The following is an 18057-nucleotide window of genomic DNA, read 5'->3' on the forward strand; positions in this document are numbered from 1 at the left end:
GAACCCCACACTTCACCCGATCTGCCGCATAGGGCTCACGCGCGGTCCGACGGCTCGGGGACCAGCGACAACGCGATGCTGAGCGCCCCCAGGGCCAGCCCTGTGCGGGTGTGCGGGAACCGCACGCCGGCCGCCGCGCGGGCCTCTCCGCGGCGGTACAGCCACTTCTCGCCCGCGATCGTCAGCGCCGTGGACGCGGCGAGCGCGACGACACCGACGACCGCGACGGCGGTCTTCCGGGAGGCCGACGCGTCCTCGTCCGTCACCGCGGCCGACCCGTCGACGGCCCGGGTCACCGCGGCGTCGCCCGTCACCGCCGCGTCGCCCGTCACCGCTGCGGCGTCCGTCACCGCTGCGGCGTCCGTCACCGCTGCGGCGTCCGTCACCGCGACCCCCTCCCGCCACGTCGAGCGCAGCTTCCGCAAGCCTTCACGGCTCTCCGGCTCCGACGCGGTGAGCGCCACCCCCGCGACGAGACAGGCGGCCTTGAGCCAGCCGCGTGCCGCCCGGGACGGGGTGACGTCGGGGACGGCGTAGTACGCGGTGGTCGCCAGACCGGTGAGGCCGGCGTTCAGGGCTCGGGACCTGGGGTTCGTGGTCATGGTGGGTCTCCTGTCGTCGAGCCGCCACGGTAGCGAGCGGGGTGACGGCCCGGCATCGGTCGCCGGGACGACCGGGGGTCGGTCGCGCGACGGGTGCGGTGCGTCGGGGCGCCCGGCGCGTGGCATCGTGGGTGCTGCCATGCGCTCCTACCTGACCATCGCCCGGGACGGTGAGGCGACCCTCGAGGTCAAGCGGTCCCGGTTCCTGTGCACGCTGCGCCGGGTCGAGCAGGAGAGCGAGGCCCGCGCGCTGGTCGACGAGCTGCGCAAGGCCCACTGGGACGCGCGCCACCACTGCTCGGCGTTCGTCATCGGCCCGGACGCGATGCTGCAGCGCTCGTCCGACGACGGCGAGCCGGCCGGCACCGCCGGGGCGCCGATGCTCGAGGTGCTCCGCGGTCACGGCGTCAGCGACGTCGCCGTGGTCGTCACCCGCTGGTTCGGCGGGATCCTGCTGGGCGCCGGCGGGCTCGTGCGGGCGTACGGCGACGCGGTGTCCGCCGGGCTGGCGGAGGTGGGCACGCTCGAGCGGCGGCTGCTCGAGGAGTGGAGCGTGCGCCTGGACCACACCGAGGCGGGACGCGTCGAGGCCGAGCTGCGCACGCGCGGCGTCGAGGTGCTCGACACCACGTACGCGCAGGACGTGCGGCTGCTGCTCGGTGTCACCGACCCGCGGGCGCTCGTGGCGACCGTCGCGGCGCTCACCTCGGGCCGGGTCGAGCCGGAGCGCGTCGGCGAGCGCTGGGTCGACGGTCGCTGAGCAACCCAGCGCCTCAGTCCGGCCGGACCTCGCCCACCTGACCGTCCTCGACGTGCCAGCGCCGCGTCAGGCGCACGGTGTCGAGCATCCGCCGGTCGTGCGTGACCAGCAGGATCGTGCCGTCGAACGACTCCATGGCCTGCTCGAGCTGCTCGATGGCCGGCAGGTCCAGGTGGTTGGTGGGCTCGTCGAGGACCAGCAGGTTGACGCCGCGGGCCTGCAGCAGCGCGAGGGCGGCACGCGTGCGCTCACCGGGCGACAGCGACGCCGCGGGGCGGCCCACCTGGTGCCCCGCGAGGCCGAACTTCGCGAGCAGCGTGCGCACGTCGGCCGTCGTCCACTCCGGCACCTGCCGCGCGAACGCCTCCCCGACCGGCTCGTCGCCCTCGAAGGCCGCGCGCGCCTGGTCGACCTCACCGACCAGCACGCCGGGCCCGAGCGCCGCGCTGCCCTCGTCGGGGGCCAGCCGGCCCAGCAGCAGCGCGAGCAGCGTCGACTTGCCGGACCCGTTCGGGCCCGTGACCGCGACGCGGTCCTGCCAGTCGAGCTGCAGGTCCACCGGCCCCAGGACGAAGTCCCCGCGGCGCACCACCGCGGCGCGCGTCGTCGCCACCACGGCGCCCGAGCGCGGCGCCGTCGCGATGCTCATCTGCAGCTGCCACTCCTTGCGCGGCTCCTCCACGGTCTCGAGCCGCTCGATCATCCGGTCCGTCTGCCGGGCCTTCGACGCCTGCTTCTCGGACGTCTCGCCCCGGTGGTGCTTGACGTGCTTGTCGTTGTCGGAGGCCTTGCGGCGCGCGTTGCGCACGCCCTTCTCCATCCACGCGCGCTGCATCCGGGCGCGCGACGCCAGCGCGTCGCGCCGCCCCGCGTAGTCCTCGTACGCCTCGCGCGCCTGGCGGCGGGCCGTCGACCGCTCCTCGAGGTAGGCGTCGTACGAGCCCCCGTACGTCACGACGCGCTGCAGGCTGCGGTCGATCTCGACGACCGTCGTCACGGTCCGCGCGAGGAACTCCCGGTCGTGGCTGACGACGACGACCGGCGCCTGCGCGCGCGCCACGAACTCCTCGAGCCGGTCCAGGCCGTCGGCGTCGAGGTCGTTGGTCGGCTCGTCGAGCAGGTACAGGTCGAAGCGCGAGAGCAGCAGCGCCGCGAGGCCGACGCGTGCCGCCTGCCCGCCGGACAGCGCGGTCATGGGCAGGTCGAGGTCGACCGCGAGGCCCAGGTCGGCGGCGACCACGTCGAGCCGCGTGTCGAGGTCCGCGCCGCCCAGCGCCATCCAGCGCTCGAGCGCACGGGTGAACTCGTCCGCGGCGTCGGGCTCGTCCGCCGCGAGCGCGTCCGACGCCGCGTCCATCGCGCGCTGCGCGTCGTGCACGCCGGTCCGCCGCTCCAGGTACGCGCGCACGCTCTCGTCCGCGCGCCGCTCGACCTCCTGGACGAGGTAGCCGACCTGCGCCGTCGGCGGTGAGAGCGCGACGGACCCCGCATCCGGAGCGCGCTGACCCGCGAGGATGCGCAGCAGGGTCGTCTTGCCCGCGCCGTTGGGCCCGACGAGGCCGATGACGTCACCCGGTGCGACGACGAGGTCGAGCCCGGAGAACAGCTCACGGTCGCCGAACGCCGCGGCGACCGACCGGGCCTGGAGGGTTGCACTCATGGGCACATCCTGCCGGTGGTGCCAGCGCCTACGCTGTTGCCGACCTGTGGCCGGACGCGAGGGAGGGGACCGACGTGGCGCGCGTCACCAGCGCCGACGTGGCCCGTGAGAGCGGCGTCTCGCGGACCACCGTCTCCTACGTCCTCAACGCCAAGACCGGGATCGCACTCACCGACGCGACCCGTCAGCGCGTGCTCGAGACCGCCGCCCGCCTGGGCTACACGCCGTCCGCACCGGCGCGTGCGCTGCGCTCGGGACGCAGCGACCTCGTGCTGTGCGTCCTGCCGGACTGGACCATCGGGCCCGCCATCGACCGGCTGCTCGACCTCCTGGCGACAGCACTGGCCGAGCACGGCCTGACGGTCCTGGTGCACATCTGCCGCGACTCGCGCCCGCTGGCCGAGCTCTGGCGCGCGGTCACCCCCTGTGCGGTGCTGGGCCTGACGCCGTTCGGCGAGCAGGACGCCCGGGCGATGCGCCAGGCGGGCATCCCCGTGGTCGGTGCGACGCTCGACGCCGACCCGCAGCCCGACGTCTTCGCGGTCCCGCAGACGAGCATCGGCGCGCTGCAGGCCGACCACCTCGTCTCGCGCGGCCGCCGCGTCCTGGCGTACGCGTCGCCGCACGACGACCGCGTCGCGGCCTTCGCCGACCGGCGGCTCGCCGGCGTGCGCGCCGCGTGCGAGCGTCACGGCCTGCCGGAGCCGCTGGTCACCGCGGTCGACCTCGACGTCGCGTCCGCGGCGGACGCCGTCCGCAGCTGGCGCGCGGGCGGCGTGACGGGGGTCGCCGCATACAACGACGAGGTGGCGCTGGCGGTCCTCGCGGGGCTGCGGGCGCAGGGCGCCGACGTGCCGGGCGACGTCGCGGTGATCGGGGTCGACGACATCCCCGCCGCACGCGTCGCCGCACCCGCGCTGACGACCGTGTGGCAGGCCATCGACGCGCAGGCCGACTACCTGGCCGCCGCGCTGCTCGCCGCGCTGGGGCTCGCCGATGACCCGCCGGAGCGGCCCGACGACGTGTTCCACGTGGTGCAGCGCGCGTCGACCTGAGCGCCCCGCCCGGGGTCAGGGCCGGTCGACCGTCACGTTGCGACGGTCACGTCCGGACCTTCACGTCCGGACCTTCACGTCCGGACCGTCACGTCCGGACCGTCACTTCCAGACGGTCGCGTGGACGTCCGTCTCGGCCGGCGGCCGCGGCGCGGCGGGCGCAGCAGCCGCGGCGGCTGCCAGGTCCCGGACGTTCTTCTGCACCGCGACCACCGCGAACAGCGCCATCGTGTAGCCCAGCCCGTAGAAGCCCTTCTCGGACAGCGTGAGGTTCGCGTTGGACAGGCCCACGGCCACGAGCAGCATCGAGACGAGCACCATGCTCCACGACAGGCCGAGGAAGATGCTCGTCACGGGCACCCCCTCGGCGCGGTCGCGCACGGACTTCTGCGTGGCGATCGCCGAGAACAGGCCGAGCAGCAGCAGGGTCCCGTAGAAGCCCTTCTCGGACAGCAGCATGTCGGCGTTCCACAGCCCCACGCCGAACGCCGTGACCGCGATGACGAGGGCCACCCACGACGCGCCGACGAACGCGGCGGTGGGGCGGGCGGGGACGGTCTGCTGCGACATGGGGGGCGCTCCGGAGGTCGGGCTGCCGGCACCGTGCCAGCCGCGGCACGATGGTGGCGGGCGGCGCACGGCGCCGCAAGCATCCGACCGCAGCTGGTCGAACTTGTGACCATTTCGGGTCCCCCGTACGGCTCGCACCGGGCAGTGGTCGCAGATCCGACCAGTTCCGTCGCGACGAGGCGCACATGTGACCACATCGGGGCACCACCGCCCGCACGGCGCTCCGGGACGAGTGCCCTGGCAGGATGCCCGGATGACCCAGCAGGACGAGCTCGCGCGCGAGTTCGAGGCACACCGGTCCCGGCTCGTCGGCGTGGCCTACCGGATCCTCGGCAGCGTCGTCGAGGCCGAGGACGCGGTGCAGGACGCGTGGCTCCGGCTCGCCGCCGCCGACCGGTCCGCGATCGACGAGCCCGCCGCGTGGCTCACGACCGTCACGTCGCGCCTGTGCCTCGACCGGCTGCGCTCGGCGCGGGTGCGTCGCGAGACGTACGTCGGCCCGTGGCTCCCGGAGCCGTGGGTGCAGGGGGTCGAGGCGCCACCCGGGCCCGACGCGCTCGTCGAGCTCGACGAGTCGGTCCGGCTCGCGCTGCTCGTCGTGCTCGAGGGCCTCACGCCCGAGCAGCGGGTGGCGTTCGTGCTGCACGACGTGTTCGCGGTGCCGTTCACGGAGGTCGCCGACGCGCTCGGGACGTCCGTGGCCGCGGCGCGCCAGCTCGCGTCGCGTGCCCGCCGGGCCGTCCGGGACCACCGGCCGCCGCCGGCGGTCCCGCTCGCCCGTCAGCGCGAGGTCGTCGAGGCGTTCACGCGCGCGACGCTGGCCGGTGACCTCGACGGCCTGCTGCGGACCCTCGCGCCCGGCGTCGTGCTGCGGTCCGACGGCGGCGGGGTCGTCAGCGCCGCGCTGCGCCCCGTGGTGGGTGCCGACCACGTCGCCCGGCTGCTGGTCGGGCTGGTGGTCCGGGCGGGAGGCGCCCCGGTGACGGTCGTCCCCGTGCTGGTCAACGGCGAGCTGGGGGCGATCGTCGAGATCGGGGATGCCGGTGCGGCGAGCGCAGAGACCAACGTCGTGCTGCCGCGCGTCGGGCCTGACGGCCTCGTGCACGGCGTCGACATGGTCCGCAACCCCGAGAAGCTCACGCGGATCCGCGTCCCGGGCTGACGTCCGCCGGGCGCGGCGGCGCCGCGTGGACGGCCGGCAGCGCGCACACCGTCGCGTCCGTGAAGCCCTGCGCCGTGATCCCCAGCGCGTGGTTGAGCCGCGACCGTTGGTTCTCCAGCGCCACCAGGTGCGCCAGCTCGACGACGCCCGCGTCGCCCAGGTCGGCGCGCAGCCCGGCGACCATGTCGTCCGTCACCCGGGGCGGGGTGGCCGTGGCGGCGTCGGCGAAGGCCATCGCCCGCTTCTCCAGGTCGCTGAAGGCGGGCGACGACGCGTAGTCGGGCACGGCGAGGACGTCCTGCGCGCTGATCCCGACGCGCAGCGCGAGCATCGCGCCGAAGTCGATGCACCACGAGCAGCCGATGACGACCGCGACCCGGTGCTCGACGAGGCTGCGCAGCCGCTCCGGCAGGTGGTGACGCGCGCGCAGCAGCACCACCTCCCCGAGGAGCTGGGACCACAGGACACCGCGGTGGTGCGCCGTGACGGCCGCCGGCTCGAGGGACCGGCCGAACATCCGGCGGGTCGCGGCGCCGGCGAGCCGGTCGGCGGGGCGGCGGCGGACGGGCGGGGTGATGCGGGCCATGGAGGGCTCCTTCGTGGTCGTCGGTACCGGGATGACGACGCAGGACGGCCGGACGTGACAGCGCGGGACGACGGGCCCTGCACCATGGCGCGGCATGACCTGCGCACGGCCCCGTACCGTCGCCACATGGCACCGCGGAGCTTCACGAGCCACGACACCGGGCCCTTCGACCGCGAGGCGGCCCGGGAGCGCGTCGAGGTGCTGCGGTCGATGCTGCCGCCCGGCACGCAGATCCGGCTGATCGAGCCCTCGAAGGGCGTCGATCTGACGTACCTGGTCCGGACGGTCGGCGACCGGGCTCGCGCCTCGGCGCTGCTCGCCGCGGTCGTCGACGTCGTGCGCACCGGTGACGAGCGCTGGGCGGTGGACCTGTCCGTGCACGCGACCGACGACGACACGTCCCCCTGCACGACCTTCGCGCTGCCCGACGACGCGCTGCCGGCCCTGGACCTGCTGCTCGCGGCGCACGACGACCTGTACGCGGCCCTGCCCACGCAGACGATCGGCCTCGACGCCGCCGACGGCACGTTCACCATCAGCGACGTCCCCCGCGACGCGGCGCTCGCCACCGCGCGCCTCGCTGCGCGCTGGTGGGAGAGCCTGCTGCAGCGCGCCGACGGCCGGTGGCGCGACTCGTCGCTGTCGGTCGCGGTCGGCGGCCAGAGCGGGACCGACGGCGTGCACGCCGAGATCAGCTACGACGCCACCATCGAGCGCGAGCCCGACCCCATGGGCTACCGCAGGAGCGACAACGGCTCGCGCAAGGTCAGCGACGCCGTGTGGACGGCCCGCGTCGTCGCCGCGTGGGACGAGAACCTGCCGGTGCTCGAGGCGATGCTGCGCCTGCCCGTGCCGCCCGACCACGAGGTCGACCTCACCCTCGCCGACGACTCCCTGCGGCCGCAGCTGTCGGTGTGCCACCACGAGACGTACGAGGACGACGACGTCACGGCCGAGGCGCTCGTCGCGATCATCCGCAGCGAGGTGCCGGGGACGCGGCTGACGGTGGGCTGAGCGGGTCAGTCGGCGGTCACGAGGTCGAGCTCCAGCCACTGCGCCAGGTCGGCGATCTCCCGGTCGACCGCGGCGGTGACCGCGCCGGTGAACGGGACGTCCTGGTGCACCGCCGTGACGCGCAGGACGCCCGCGCGCACGTCCGCCGTCGCGTCGACCTTGCCGACGAGGCGGTCGCCGTGCAGCACCGGCATCGCCCAGTACCCCCACCGGCGCCGGGCCACCGGCTTGTACATCTCGAGCTGGTAGTCGAACTCGAAGAGCTCGGTCATCCGCTTGCGGTCCATCACGAGCCGGTCCAGCGGCGACAGCAGCGCGGTCCGCCCCTCGAACGGTCGGTCCAGCGCCGCGGGATCGACGCGCCACGTCCCGCGGACCCCCTCGACGACGGCCTGGTCGCCCGCCTCGCCCACGTCGTCGGGCTCACCGGGCCGTTCGCCCGTCCGCGCGCGAGCGATGCCCAGCGCCCGCAGACGCCGCTCGTCACGGACGCGACGCGCCTGCGCGGACGGCACGGCCGGGGCGTCCGGGTAGACCCGCACCGCGAGGTCCCACAGCTTGTCGCGCCGCTCCGTGCCGGCCACCGCGACCTCCCCGCGGGCCGCCATCACGCCGAGCAGCATCTGCACGTTCCGGTTGTCGTTCCACCCCGTCGACCGCCAGGGCCGCACGCACGTGTCGGGGATGCTGCGCGCCGTCAGCGGCCCGTCCGCCCGCAGCAGCTCGAGCACGTCGTGCCGCGCGGCCTCCCTGCACCGACGCACCCCCGCCGCCGCCTACGCCGCGAAAGCCAAGGCCTACCCCCACGGCGGCGCCGGCACCCACGAACGCGTCCGCCACGACCGCATCGACACCAACGGCAAGCTCACGCTGCGCGTCGCCGGCCGCCTGCACCACATCGGCATCGGACGAACCCACGCCCGAACCCCCGTGATCATGCTCATCGCCGACCTCGACATCCGCGTCGTGAACGCCATCACCGGCGAGCTCCTGCGCGAGCTCACCCTCGACCCCACCCGCAACTACCAACCCCACACAACGCAACAAGCCGGACCCCTGAGGGTCCGGCTTGTTGCCGATGTCCTGCGACATCACACTGTGCGCGAGGCGGGATTTGAACCCGCACGCCCTTTCGGACACTGGCACCTGAAGCCAGCGCGTCTGCCGTTCCGCCACTCGCGCGCGCCGCAGAACGTTAGCACGGCGGAGCCCTCGCCACCGAACCGCCGGTACGACGGACCTCCCGGAGCCCGGATCCCCGTGAAGTGGTCACGCACCTGACCACCTCACGGCGGAGGCCCCGCACATGTGACCACAACGCTCGACCCGCCCGCGCTACCCCCGCGCAGACCCCCGTACCGACCCGTCCACAGGTCCCCCGCACGCGCGCCGCGTGCACCGATCACACCCGTGCGCACCCGTCCAGCCCGTCGCACGGATACCATCGAGCCGGACCGTCGTCGCACCGCGTCGCACGAGCCGACGAGCACAGGGACGGGCCACCCGGCCCGCCCGATGCGGGAGGAGGTGGACGTGGGATTCCTCGACAAGTTCGAGAACGGCGTGGAACGCGTCGTCAACAACGCGTTCGCTCGCGCCTTCCGTAGCGAGGTCAAGCCCATCGAGCTGGCCGACGCGCTGCGTCGCGAGCTCGACGACCGCGCCGCCGTCGTCGGCCGCGACCGCACCGTCGTGCCCAACGAGTTCACGATCGAGCTGTCCACGCCCGACTACGACCAGGTCGAGGCGTGGGGCGCGGAGGCCCTCGCGGAGGAGCTCGCCGCCAACGTCACCGAGCACGCGTCCAGCCAGCACTACGCGTTCGTCGGCCCCGTCACCGTCTCCTTCTCGGAGAACACGGAGCAGGACGCCGGCCGGTTCGCGGTGCACAGCGCCACGGTCCGCGGCGCGGTCGCGCCCGCGACCAACGCGGCGCCGAGCCCGCGGCACCCGCTCATCGACATCGACGGCCAGCGGTACATCCTCACGGGCCCCGTCACGGTCATCGGCCGCGGCTCCGAGGCCGACATCATCGTCGACGACCCCGGCGTCTCACGGCGCCACCTGGAGATCCGCGTGACGCCCGACGGCGTCGTGGCCAGCGACATGGGGTCCACCAACGGCGTCTTCGTCGAGGGGCACCAGGTGCCTGCGGCGACGCTGCTCGACGGCAACACCCTGACCATCGGTCGCACCCGCATCCTGTTCTGGACCGGCGGCGACGCGGACGTGGACGAGTGATGCCGCGGCATGAGTGAGCTGACCATCACCCTGCTGCGGCTGGGATACCTCGCACTGCTGTGGTTCCTCGTCCTGTCGGCCATCACGGTGCTGCGCCGCGACCTGTACGGCACGCGGATCATCGACCGACGCCGCACACCGGGCAAGGGCACGCCCGCGGCCGAGTCGCCCGTGCCCGTCGGCGAGTCCCCCCGTGCGCCCCGACGCCCGCGCGGCGCCGGCGGCCCCACCCGGCTCGTCGTGACCGAGGGTCCGCTGCGCGGCACCACGGTCCCGCTCGGCTCGTCCGCGGTCCTGGTCGGCCGCGCGCCCAGCTGCACGCTCGTGCTCGACGACGACTACTCGTCGTCCCGCCACGCCCGGATCTTCCCGCAGGGCGAGCAGTGGTTCGTCGAGGACCTGGGCTCGACGAACGGCACGTTCGTCGGCGAGCAGCGGGTCGAGCAGCCCACGCCCGTCCCGACCGGAACCGCGGTGCGGATCGGTCAGAGCCTGCTCGAGCTGCAGAGGTAGTGCCGTGACGGTCGCCCTCCGCTACGCCGCGCGCTCCGACGTCGGCCTCGTCCGCTCGGACAACCAGGACTCCGCCTACGCGGGGCCCCACCTGCTCGTCGTCGCCGACGGCATGGGCGGGCACGCGGGCGGCGACGTCGCCTCGTCCGTCGCCGTGGCGGCGCTGGCGCCGCTCGACGGCGAGTCGCACGGCCCCGACGACGCGCTCGACGAGCTCGAGACGGCTCTGGACGACGCGCGCTCCGAGATCATCGCGCGCAGCGACGCCGAGCCCGACCTCGCCGGCATGGGCACGACCGTCACCGCGATCCTGCGCGCCGGCAACAAGCTCGCGATGGTGCACCTGGGCGACTCGCGGGGGTACCTGTTCCGCGAGGGCACGCTCACGCAGGTCACCACGGACCACACGTTCGTCCAGCACCTGGTCGACACGGGCCGCATCACGCCCGAGGAGGCCGAGCACCACCCGCAGCGGTCGGTCGTCATGCGCGTGCTCGGGGACTTCGACAGCGACGTGACGGCGGACCTGTCGGTCCGCGAGGCACGCCCGGGCGACCGGTGGCTGCTGTGCTCCGACGGCCTGTCGGGGTACGTCTCGGCCGAGACGATCGCCGAGACGCTCGCCGACATCGAGGACGTCGACGCGTGCGCGGACCGGCTCGTGCAGCTCGCGCTGCGTGCCGGCGGACCGGACAACGTGACCGTCGTCATCGCCGACGTCGTCGAGCTCGACACCCTCGCGGACGGCGCGATGCCGTCGACCGCCAGCGCGGTCGTCGGGGCCGCGGCCGTCAGCCGCAACCGCCCCTCGGCCGCCGCGGACGGACCGGCGGCCCGTGCCGCGTGGCTGTCGCGCAAGGCCCGCTCCGGCTCCGCCACCACGGAGGACGAGGCGGGCGACGACGACGAGCCGGGCGACGCGCCCCCCGCACCTCCCGAGGACACGCCGGCCCCGACGGACGAGGACGAGCCGCTCGAGCCCTCGCCCCGCCGGCGCGGCCTCGCGCTGACGTGGGTCGCCGTGGGCGTCGCGCTGGTCGCCGCCCTCGCCGGCGGGTACCTGTGGACGCAGACGCAGTACTTCGTCGGCGCGCCCGACGGCACCGTCGCGATCTACCGCGGCATCGCGCAGTCCCTCGGCCCGGTGGAGCTGGCGTCGCTCGTCGAGACGTCCGACGTCCAGGTCGAGGAGCTGCCCGGCTACCTGCGCGAGCGCGTCGAGCAGACGATCTCCGCGGGGTCCCTCGACGAGGCGCGACGCCTGGTCGAGATGCTCGCCGACGGCGCGGTCGACCCCGAGCCGACGAAGTCGGCCGTCCCGACGCCGACCCCCTCGCCCACCCCGTCGCCCGCGCCCACCGCCACGGCGGCCGCGGCCGGCGGCACCCTCCCCGCACAGCTCGTCGCCCTCGTGATCGCGTCCGCGGACGACCCCGAGCCGATCGCCGGTGCGCCGACCCACGGCACGCCGGCGATGACGCACGCCTCGTGATGGCCAGCGTCCAGCCCCACCGGGTGCGGCCCGGGCGAGGGACCGAGCTGCTGCTGCTCGTCCCGGCGCTGGGCATCGGCATCGCCGGGTACGTGCTCGCGGGTCTCGGCGCGACGGGTTCCGTGCCGCCGCACGTCATCGCGTACGCGGTCGGGACCACGGTGCTCGCCTTCGCGGTGCACGTCGTGCTGCGCCTGCGCGCGCCGTGGGCGGACCCCGTGATCCTGCCGGTCGTCGTCGCCCTCAACGGCATCGGGCTCGCGATGATCTACCGCATCTCCATCGCGTACGCCGAGCGCGGCCGGTCCGAGGCGGACATCGCGGACCGCCAGCTCGCGTGGACCGCGATCTCCGTGGCCCTCGCGATCGCGGTCCTGTGGTTCCTGCGCGACCACCGCACGCTGCGCCGCTACACGTACACGGCGATGGTCGCGGGTCTCGTGCTCATCCTCCTGCCGCTGGTCCCCGGGCTCGGGCAGACCATCAACGGCGCACGCATCTGGGTGCGCGTCGGCCCGGTCGGCATGCAGCCCGCCGAGTTCGCGAAGATCGCGCTGGCCGTGTTCTTCGCCGGCTACCTGGTGACGCACCGCGACACGCTCGCCCTCGCCGGCAAGCGCGTGCTGGGCCTGCAGCTGCCGCGGGCGCGCGACCTCGGCCCGATCATCCTGGTGTGGGCCGCGTCCCTCGTGGTCCTCGTCCTGCAGCGGGACCTCGGTACGTCGCTGCTCTTCTTCGGGCTGTTCGTCGCGGTGCTGTACCTGGCGACCGAGCGCACCTCGTGGATCGTCATCGGCCTCGTGCTGTTCGTCGGCGGTGCCGCCGCGGCGGCCGCGACGTTCGGTCACGTCGGTGCGCGGTTCGACGTCTGGCTCCACGCGCTCGACCCCGACATCTACAACCGGTCGCCGGGCGGCTCGGGGCAGCTCGTCGCGGGCCTGTTCGGCATGGCCAGCGGGGGCCTGTTCGGCACCGGCCTGGGCCAGGGACGCCCCGACCTCGTGCCCTTCTCGTACTCCGACTTCATCGTCGCGGCCCTCGGCGAGGAGCTCGGCCTGACGGGCCTGCTCGCGATCCTCCTGCTCTACACGATCCTGGTGTCCCGCGGCCTGCGGACGGCGATCGGCGTGCGCGACGGGTTCGGCAAGCTCCTCGCGGGCGGCCTGTCGTTCGTCATGGCGTTCCAGCTGTTCGTCGTCGTCGGGGGCGTCACGCGCCTCATCCCCCTGACGGGCCTGACGACGCCGTTCCTCGCCTACGGCGGGTCGTCGCTGGTCGCCAACTGGGTCATCGCCGCCCTGCTCCTGCGGATCTCGGACGAGGCACGTCGTCCGGTGCCCGCGGTGCGGGCCGTCCCGACGCCGGACATCGGCGTCCCGCTCTCGCCCCCGGGCCGCTCCCGGCCCGTGGGCACGGGACGCAGCACGGGTCGCACCGGCACGCCCGCCGCCGGCACCCCGGTGGTGGTCGGTGACGCACCGGTCCGCACGTCGACGACCACGACGTCCCTCGACACCGGGGACGGCCCCGCGCCGGACGACAGCCCCACCCAGCACATGGACGCGGACGCCCGACCGGACGACGACCGACAGGGAGGCGAGGCACGATGAACACCCCCCTGCGTCGCCTCGCGACCATCACCCTCGTCATGTTCGTGGCCCTCATGGCCTCGGCCACGTGGGTGCAGTTCTTCCAGGCGGAGTCGCTCAACACCGACGGGCGCAACGTGCGCACCCTGTACCGCGAGCACGGCAACGCGCGGGGCCCGATCGTGGCGGGAGGCGAGGCCATCGCCGCGTCCGTCCCCGTCGACGACCCGTTCGGGTACCAGCGGACCTACTCGCACGGCGAGCTCTACTCGGCCGTGACGGGCTTCTACTCGATCGCCAACGGTCGCAGCGAGCTCGAGAAGTACGAGAACGACCAGCTCACCGGCCGCTCGGACCAGCTGTTCTTCACGCGCATCCGCGACCTGCTCACGGGCAAGCGACCCGAGGGTGCGGCCGTGGAGACGACCGTGCTGCCGGCGGCGCAGCAGGCGGCGCGCGACGGGCTCGGGGACCAGAACGGCGCCGTCGTGGCGATCGAGCCCTCCACCGGTCGGATCCTCGCCATGGTCTCCACGCCCGGCTTCGACCCGAACCAGCTCGCGGTGCACTCCACGAGCGAGGCCGCGGCGGCGTACCGGGCCCTCGCGGAGGCGCCCGGCAACCCCCTGCGGTCCAACGCGACGCAGGAGCGGTACGCGCCCGGGTCGACGTTCAAGCTGGTCACGGCCGCGGCGGCGCTCGAGTCCGGGTCGTACACGGCCGACAGCCTCGTGCCGTCCCCCACGCAGCTCACCCTGCCGCAGACGACCGCGACGATCGGCAACTTCGGCGGCAGCAGCTGCGGAGGCGAGGAGATCACGCTCACCGAGGCACTGCGCATCTCCTGCAACACCGCGTTCGCGAGCCTGGGCCTGACCCTCGGCGAGGACGCGCTGCGCGAGCAGTCGGAGCGCTTCGGGTTCCTCGACCCCGAGCAGACCGTCCCGATGCCCGTCGTCGAGTCGGTCTTCCCCACCGGGCTCGACCCGGCGATGCTCGCGCAGTCCGCGATCGGGCAGCGCGACGTGCAGGCCTCGCCCATGCAGATGGCGATGGTGGCGTCCGCGATCGCGAACGGCGGACGGCTCATGACGCCGTACCTCGTCGAGACCGTGCGCGCCGCCGACCTCACCGTCGTGTCGCAGACGCGGCCCGAGGTGCTGTCCGACGCCGTGTCCTCCGGCACGGCGAGCGCTCTGACGCAGATGATGGTGGGCGTGGTCGAGTCCGGCACCGGACGCGCAGCCCGCATCGACGGCGTGCAGGTCGCGGGCAAGACCGGCACGGCCCAGACCGTCGAGGGCCAGCCGCCGCACGCGTGGTTCACGGCGTTCGCACCGGCCGAGGCTCCCCGCGTCGCCGTCGCCGTGATCGTCGAGAACGGCGGCAACCTGGGCAACGAGGCGACCGGCGGCGCGATCGCCGCGCCCATCGCGCGTGCCGTGATCCAGGCGGTGCTCGGCTCATGAGGACCGCACCGGGTGTCGCGCTGGGCGGTGGCCGCTACCGCCTGCTGCGCCGTATCGCCGTCGGCGGCATGGGCGAGGTGTGGGAGGCGAACGACGACGCGCTCGCCCGCGCGGTCGCCGTCAAGGTCCTGCGCGACGAGTTCGCCGGCGACGTCGGGTTCCTCGAGCGGTTCCGCACCGAGGCGCGCAACTCCGCCGCCCTGCACCACCCGCACATCGCGGCGCTGTTCGACTACGGCGAGCAGGACGGCTCGGCGTACCTCGTCATGGAGCTCGTCGTCGGCGAGCCGCTCTCCGACCTGCTCGAGCGCGAGCCCGTGCTGCCGCCGCGGCGTCTGCTGCCGATGCTCGCCCAGACGGCCCGCGGCCTGCACGCGGCCCACCTGGCCGGGGTCGTGCACCGCGACGTCAAGCCCGGCAACATCCTCATCGCGCGCTCCGGCAAGGTGAAGATCACCGACTTCGGCGTCTCGCTGGCCGCCGACCAGAAGACGATGACGGCGACGGGCATGGTCATGGGCACGGCCCAGTACCTCTCGCCCGAGCAGGCCGTCGGACGCCCCGCGACGCCCCTGTCCGACCTGTACTCGCTCGGTGTCGTCGCCTACGAGGGGCTCGCGGGCAAGCGGCCCTTCACCGGCCCGACCGCGGTCGACATCGCGGTCGCGCACGTCAACGACCCGGTGCCGCCCCTGCCGTCGTCGGTCGACAAGCGGCTCGCGGCCCTGGTGCTGCGGCTGCTGTCCAAGGAGCCGAGCGAGCGCCCCGCGTCCGGCGAGGAGCTCGCGGCCCTGCTCGACCGGCTCATGCCGCAGACACCCCCGTCGGGCGTCGCGGTACTGGTCAGCAAGCCGACCCGCGCCCGCGAGGAGCGCCGCACGGCCACCACGACCCGGACGTCGCGGGACACGCCGGCCCCGGCCGGCGCTCCGGCTGGCCCCGACACGCCGCCGTCGTACCCGCCGTCGCGTCGTGAGCGCGCGGGTCGTCCCGCGGCCGACGAGGGCACGCGGCGCAACCGCCACGCGATGCCCGCCGAGCGCGTCTCGGACGGCGTGCTGACCGCCGCCGTCGGGTGGGTGCGGCGCCTGCGGCTGCCGCTCGTCGCGCTCGTGCTGGTGCTCGTCGCCCTGCTGGGCGCGGCGCTGGCCGACCGGCTCCTGGGCTCCGGCCCGGACGGCTCGACCGTCGGCCTGCTGGCCGCCGAGTACCCTCGTGGCGGCCCACCAGGTGGGATGATCGCCGCAGAACCGACCCGGGACGGCACGTCCGTCCCGGCGGCAGACGGAGCCCCGGCACGCGCCGGCGGCCCGCGACCGACGGAAGTGAAGGACTCCTAGTGGTGGACGACGGATCGCGCATCCTCGCCGGCAGGTACCAGGTCGGCGAGCTCATCGGCCGCGGCGGCATGGCCGAGGTGCACATCGGGCACGACACGCGCCTGGGACGCACCGTCGCCATCAAGATCCTGCGCTCGGACCTGGCCCGCGACCCCTCCTTCCAGGCCCGGTTCCGCCGTGAGGCGCAGTCGGCGGCCGCCCTCAACCACCCGGCGATCGTGGCTGTCTACGACACCGGCGAGGACGTCTTCACCGAGCCCTCGGGCAACGTCGCGCACGTGCCGTTCATCGTCATGGAGTACGTCGAGGGCCACACCGTGCGGGACATCCTGCGCGACGGCCACGCCGTGCCCATCGACGAGGGCATCGAGATCACGGCCGGTGTGCTGTCGGCGCTCGAGTACTCGCACCACGCGGGCATCGTCCACCGCGACATCAAGCCCGCGAACGTCATGATCACGCCCACCGGCGCCGTCAAGGTCATGGACTTCGGCATCGCGCGCGCCGTGGCGGACTCCGCCGCGACGATGACGCAGACGCAGGCCGTCATCGGCACGGCGCAGTACCTGTCCCCCGAGCAGGCGCGCGGCGAGCAGGTCGACACGCGCTCCGACCTGTACTCCACCGGCTGCCTGCTGTTCGAGCTGCTCACGGGCCGCCCGCCGTTCGTCGGCGACTCCCCCGTGGCGGTGGCGTACCAGCACGTGCGGGAGATCCCCCCCGTGCCCAGCTCGATCGCCTCCGACCTGCCCGAGACGCTCGACCGCATCACGCTCAAGGCGCTGGCCAAGGACCGTGACGCCCGGTACTCGACCGCGGCGGAGTTCCGCGCGGACCTCGAGGCCGTGCTGCGCGGCGGGCAGGTCAGCGCCCCGACCGTCGGCGCCGCCATGGCGGCTGTCCCGTCGGGCGACACCACGCAGGTCATGGCGCCGCCGGTCGCGACCACGCAGGCCATGCCGCCCGCGACCGCGCCGTGGGGTGCGACGGGCCTCGCGACGACCGACCCGCAGCAGCCGGAGGACGAGGAGGAGAAGAAGCGCCCCTGGCTCATCTGGGTCCTCGCGGCCATCGCGGTGCTCGCCGTGGGCGGCATCGTGTTCGCGCTCATGCAGGGCAACGACGCGGAGGTCGAGACCACCGTCGACGTGCCCGCCGTCACCGGGCTGCCGCAGGACGAGGCGTTCGACCTCATCCGGGGGGCGGACCTGCTCCCGACACCGGCGCAGGAGGCCAGCGACCTCGACGCGGGCCTCGTGACCCGCACCGACCCGCCCGAGGGCACCACGGTGGACCAGGAGACCGAGGTCACGGTCTACATCTCGACCGGCCCGGGCGAGGTGAAGGTCCCGAACGTCACCGACAAGACCGAGGCCGAGGCTGTCCAGATCCTTGAGGACGCGGGACTCGCGGTGTCGCCGACCCGCCAGTACGAGGACCACCCGACGATCGCGAAGGGCCGTGTCACCAAGACTGAGCCCGCCGCCGACGCGGCTGTCAAGGCCGGGTCCACCGTCACGCTGTTCGTCGCGTCGGGCAACGTCGTGGTCCCCAACGTGACGGGCAAGAACATCGAGGTCGCGACCGAGGAGCTCGCCGCGGTCGGCCTGCGCGTGAACTCCACGGGCGTCGAGTCCACCGAGCCCGAGGGCAACGTGGTCTCGCAGAACCGCGCCGAGGGCGACATCGTGCCGCAGGGCACCACGATCAACCTCGGCGTCGCGGAGCCCCCGAGCACCGCCACCGTGCCGACGAACCTGCGCGGCATGTCCTACGAGCAGGCGGTCGCGGCCCTGGCCGCGGTGGGGCTGACGAACGTCGTGCGGGAGGACGTGCAGTCCGACGACCCGCCCGGCACGGTCGTGTCGTCCGACCCCAGCGGTGGCACCCAGATCGCCAAGGAGCAGCAGGTCAAGCTGCGTGTGGCGCGCGCCGCGGGCGGCGGCGGCAACAGCCCGACGCCCTCGGCCTCGGCGCCCCCCAACGGCAACAGGGACGGCTGAC

The 18057-nt window shown here is 74.3% G+C and carries 16 protein-coding genes and 1 tRNA gene; 11 read left to right on the forward strand and 6 right to left on the reverse strand.

The window, feature by feature from the left end; genetic code table 11:
• Nucleotides 1-35: 35 nt before the first annotated feature.
• Nucleotides 36-602: a hypothetical protein gene (locus tag H9657_RS10490; protein ID WP_191783126.1), complete on the reverse strand. Its 567-nt coding sequence runs from the start codon at nucleotides 600-602 to the stop codon at nucleotides 36-38.
• A gap of 139 nt (nucleotides 603-741) precedes the next feature.
• Between H9657_RS10490 and H9657_RS10495 the strand changes: the two genes are divergently transcribed.
• Nucleotides 742-1362 carry a YigZ family protein gene (locus H9657_RS10495; protein WP_191783128.1) on the forward strand — a complete coding sequence of 207 codons (621 nt, stop codon included), beginning with the start codon at nucleotides 742-744 and terminating at the stop codon, nucleotides 1360-1362.
• Between the two features lie 13 nt (nucleotides 1363-1375).
• Here H9657_RS10495 and abc-f read toward each other — a convergent pair whose 3' ends face one another.
• Nucleotides 1376-3022 (reverse strand): ribosomal protection-like ABC-F family protein, encoded by a 1647-nt coding sequence (gene abc-f / locus H9657_RS10500; protein ID WP_191783130.1) that lies wholly within the window; start codon nucleotides 3020-3022, stop codon nucleotides 1376-1378.
• A gap of 74 nt (nucleotides 3023-3096) precedes the next feature.
• Here abc-f and H9657_RS10505 point away from each other — a divergent pair, with 74 nt between their 5' ends.
• Nucleotides 3097-4077 (forward strand): LacI family DNA-binding transcriptional regulator, encoded by a 981-nt coding sequence (locus H9657_RS10505; RefSeq protein WP_191783132.1) that lies wholly within the window; start codon nucleotides 3097-3099, stop codon nucleotides 4075-4077.
• Between the two features lie 102 nt (nucleotides 4078-4179).
• On the opposite strand, the gene yiaA is transcribed toward H9657_RS10505, so the two are convergent.
• Complete coding sequence (gene yiaA, locus H9657_RS10510) at nucleotides 4180-4647, reverse strand: inner membrane protein YiaA (RefSeq protein ID WP_191783134.1); 468 nt, start codon at nucleotides 4645-4647, stop codon at nucleotides 4180-4182.
• A 253-nt stretch (nucleotides 4648-4900) separates the two neighbouring features.
• On the opposite strand from yiaA, the gene sigJ reads away from it, so the two are divergent.
• Nucleotides 4901-5809 (forward strand): RNA polymerase sigma factor SigJ, encoded by a 909-nt coding sequence (gene sigJ / locus H9657_RS10515; protein WP_191783136.1) that lies wholly within the window; start codon nucleotides 4901-4903, stop codon nucleotides 5807-5809.
• Here the strand turns inward: sigJ and H9657_RS10520 are convergent.
• A complete protein-coding gene (locus H9657_RS10520) occupies nucleotides 5784-6395 on the reverse strand; it encodes a carboxymuconolactone decarboxylase family protein (RefSeq protein ID WP_191783138.1) in 612 nt (203 codons plus the stop codon). The two genes, sigJ and H9657_RS10520, sit on opposite strands and share 26 nt — an antisense overlap.
• Before the next feature lie 126 nt (nucleotides 6396-6521).
• Here H9657_RS10520 and H9657_RS10525 point away from each other — a divergent pair, with 126 nt between their 5' ends.
• On the forward strand, nucleotides 6522-7409 hold the full coding sequence (locus H9657_RS10525) for a hypothetical protein (RefSeq protein WP_191783139.1): 888 nt from the start codon (nucleotides 6522-6524) through the stop codon (nucleotides 7407-7409).
• 5 nt (nucleotides 7410-7414) lie between these two features.
• Here H9657_RS10525 and H9657_RS10530 read toward each other — a convergent pair whose 3' ends face one another.
• Together H9657_RS10530 and H9657_RS10535 are read right to left on the reverse strand one after the other, a co-directional pair.
• A complete protein-coding gene (locus H9657_RS10530; RefSeq protein WP_191783141.1) occupies nucleotides 7415-8173 on the reverse strand; it encodes a DNA glycosylase AlkZ-like family protein in 759 nt (252 codons plus the stop codon).
• A 335-nt stretch (nucleotides 8174-8508) separates the two neighbouring features.
• A tRNA-Leu gene (locus H9657_RS10535) sits at nucleotides 8509-8591 on the reverse strand.
• 351 nt (nucleotides 8592-8942) lie between these two features.
• On the opposite strand from H9657_RS10535, the gene H9657_RS10540 reads away from it, so the two are divergent.
• Genes H9657_RS10540 through pknB form a run of 7 tightly spaced genes read left to right on the forward strand, consistent with a single transcriptional unit; the run spans nucleotide 8943 to nucleotide 18056 of the window.
• Complete coding sequence (locus H9657_RS10540) at nucleotides 8943-9650, forward strand: FhaA domain-containing protein (RefSeq protein WP_191783144.1); 708 nt, start codon at nucleotides 8943-8945, stop codon at nucleotides 9648-9650.
• A gap of 9 nt (nucleotides 9651-9659) precedes the next feature.
• Nucleotides 9660-10163 carry an FHA domain-containing protein FhaB/FipA gene (locus H9657_RS10545; protein WP_191783146.1) on the forward strand — a complete coding sequence of 168 codons (504 nt, stop codon included), beginning with the start codon at nucleotides 9660-9662 and terminating at the stop codon, nucleotides 10161-10163.
• A gap of 4 nt (nucleotides 10164-10167) precedes the next feature.
• Entirely contained in the window at nucleotides 10168-11655 is a 1488-nt protein-coding gene (locus H9657_RS10550) for a Stp1/IreP family PP2C-type Ser/Thr phosphatase (protein ID WP_191783148.1), read from the forward strand.
• Nucleotides 11655-13265, forward strand: a complete 1611-nt coding sequence (locus H9657_RS10555; protein ID WP_191783150.1) for an FtsW/RodA/SpoVE family cell cycle protein — start codon at nucleotides 11655-11657, stop codon at nucleotides 13263-13265. The genes H9657_RS10550 and H9657_RS10555 overlap by 1 nt, the downstream gene beginning before the upstream one ends.
• Entirely contained in the window at nucleotides 13262-14713 is a 1452-nt protein-coding gene (locus H9657_RS10560) for a peptidoglycan D,D-transpeptidase FtsI family protein (protein ID WP_191783152.1), read from the forward strand. The genes H9657_RS10555 and H9657_RS10560 overlap by 4 nt, the downstream gene beginning before the upstream one ends.
• Nucleotides 14710-16053: a serine/threonine-protein kinase gene (locus H9657_RS19695; protein ID WP_191783154.1), complete on the forward strand. Its 1344-nt coding sequence runs from the start codon at nucleotides 14710-14712 to the stop codon at nucleotides 16051-16053. Before H9657_RS10560 ends, H9657_RS19695 begins: the two co-directional genes overlap by 4 nt.
• Nucleotides 16053-18056, forward strand: a complete 2004-nt coding sequence (pknB, locus tag H9657_RS10570) for a Stk1 family PASTA domain-containing Ser/Thr kinase (RefSeq protein ID WP_191783156.1) — start codon at nucleotides 16053-16055, stop codon at nucleotides 18054-18056. The genes H9657_RS19695 and pknB overlap by 1 nt, the downstream gene beginning before the upstream one ends.
• Nucleotide 18057: the final 1 nt, after the last annotated feature.

The sequence above is a fragment of the Cellulomonas avistercoris genome, assembly GCF_014836445.1.
GTDB classification, from domain to species: domain Bacteria; phylum Actinomycetota; class Actinomycetes; order Actinomycetales; family Cellulomonadaceae; genus Cellulomonas; species Cellulomonas avistercoris.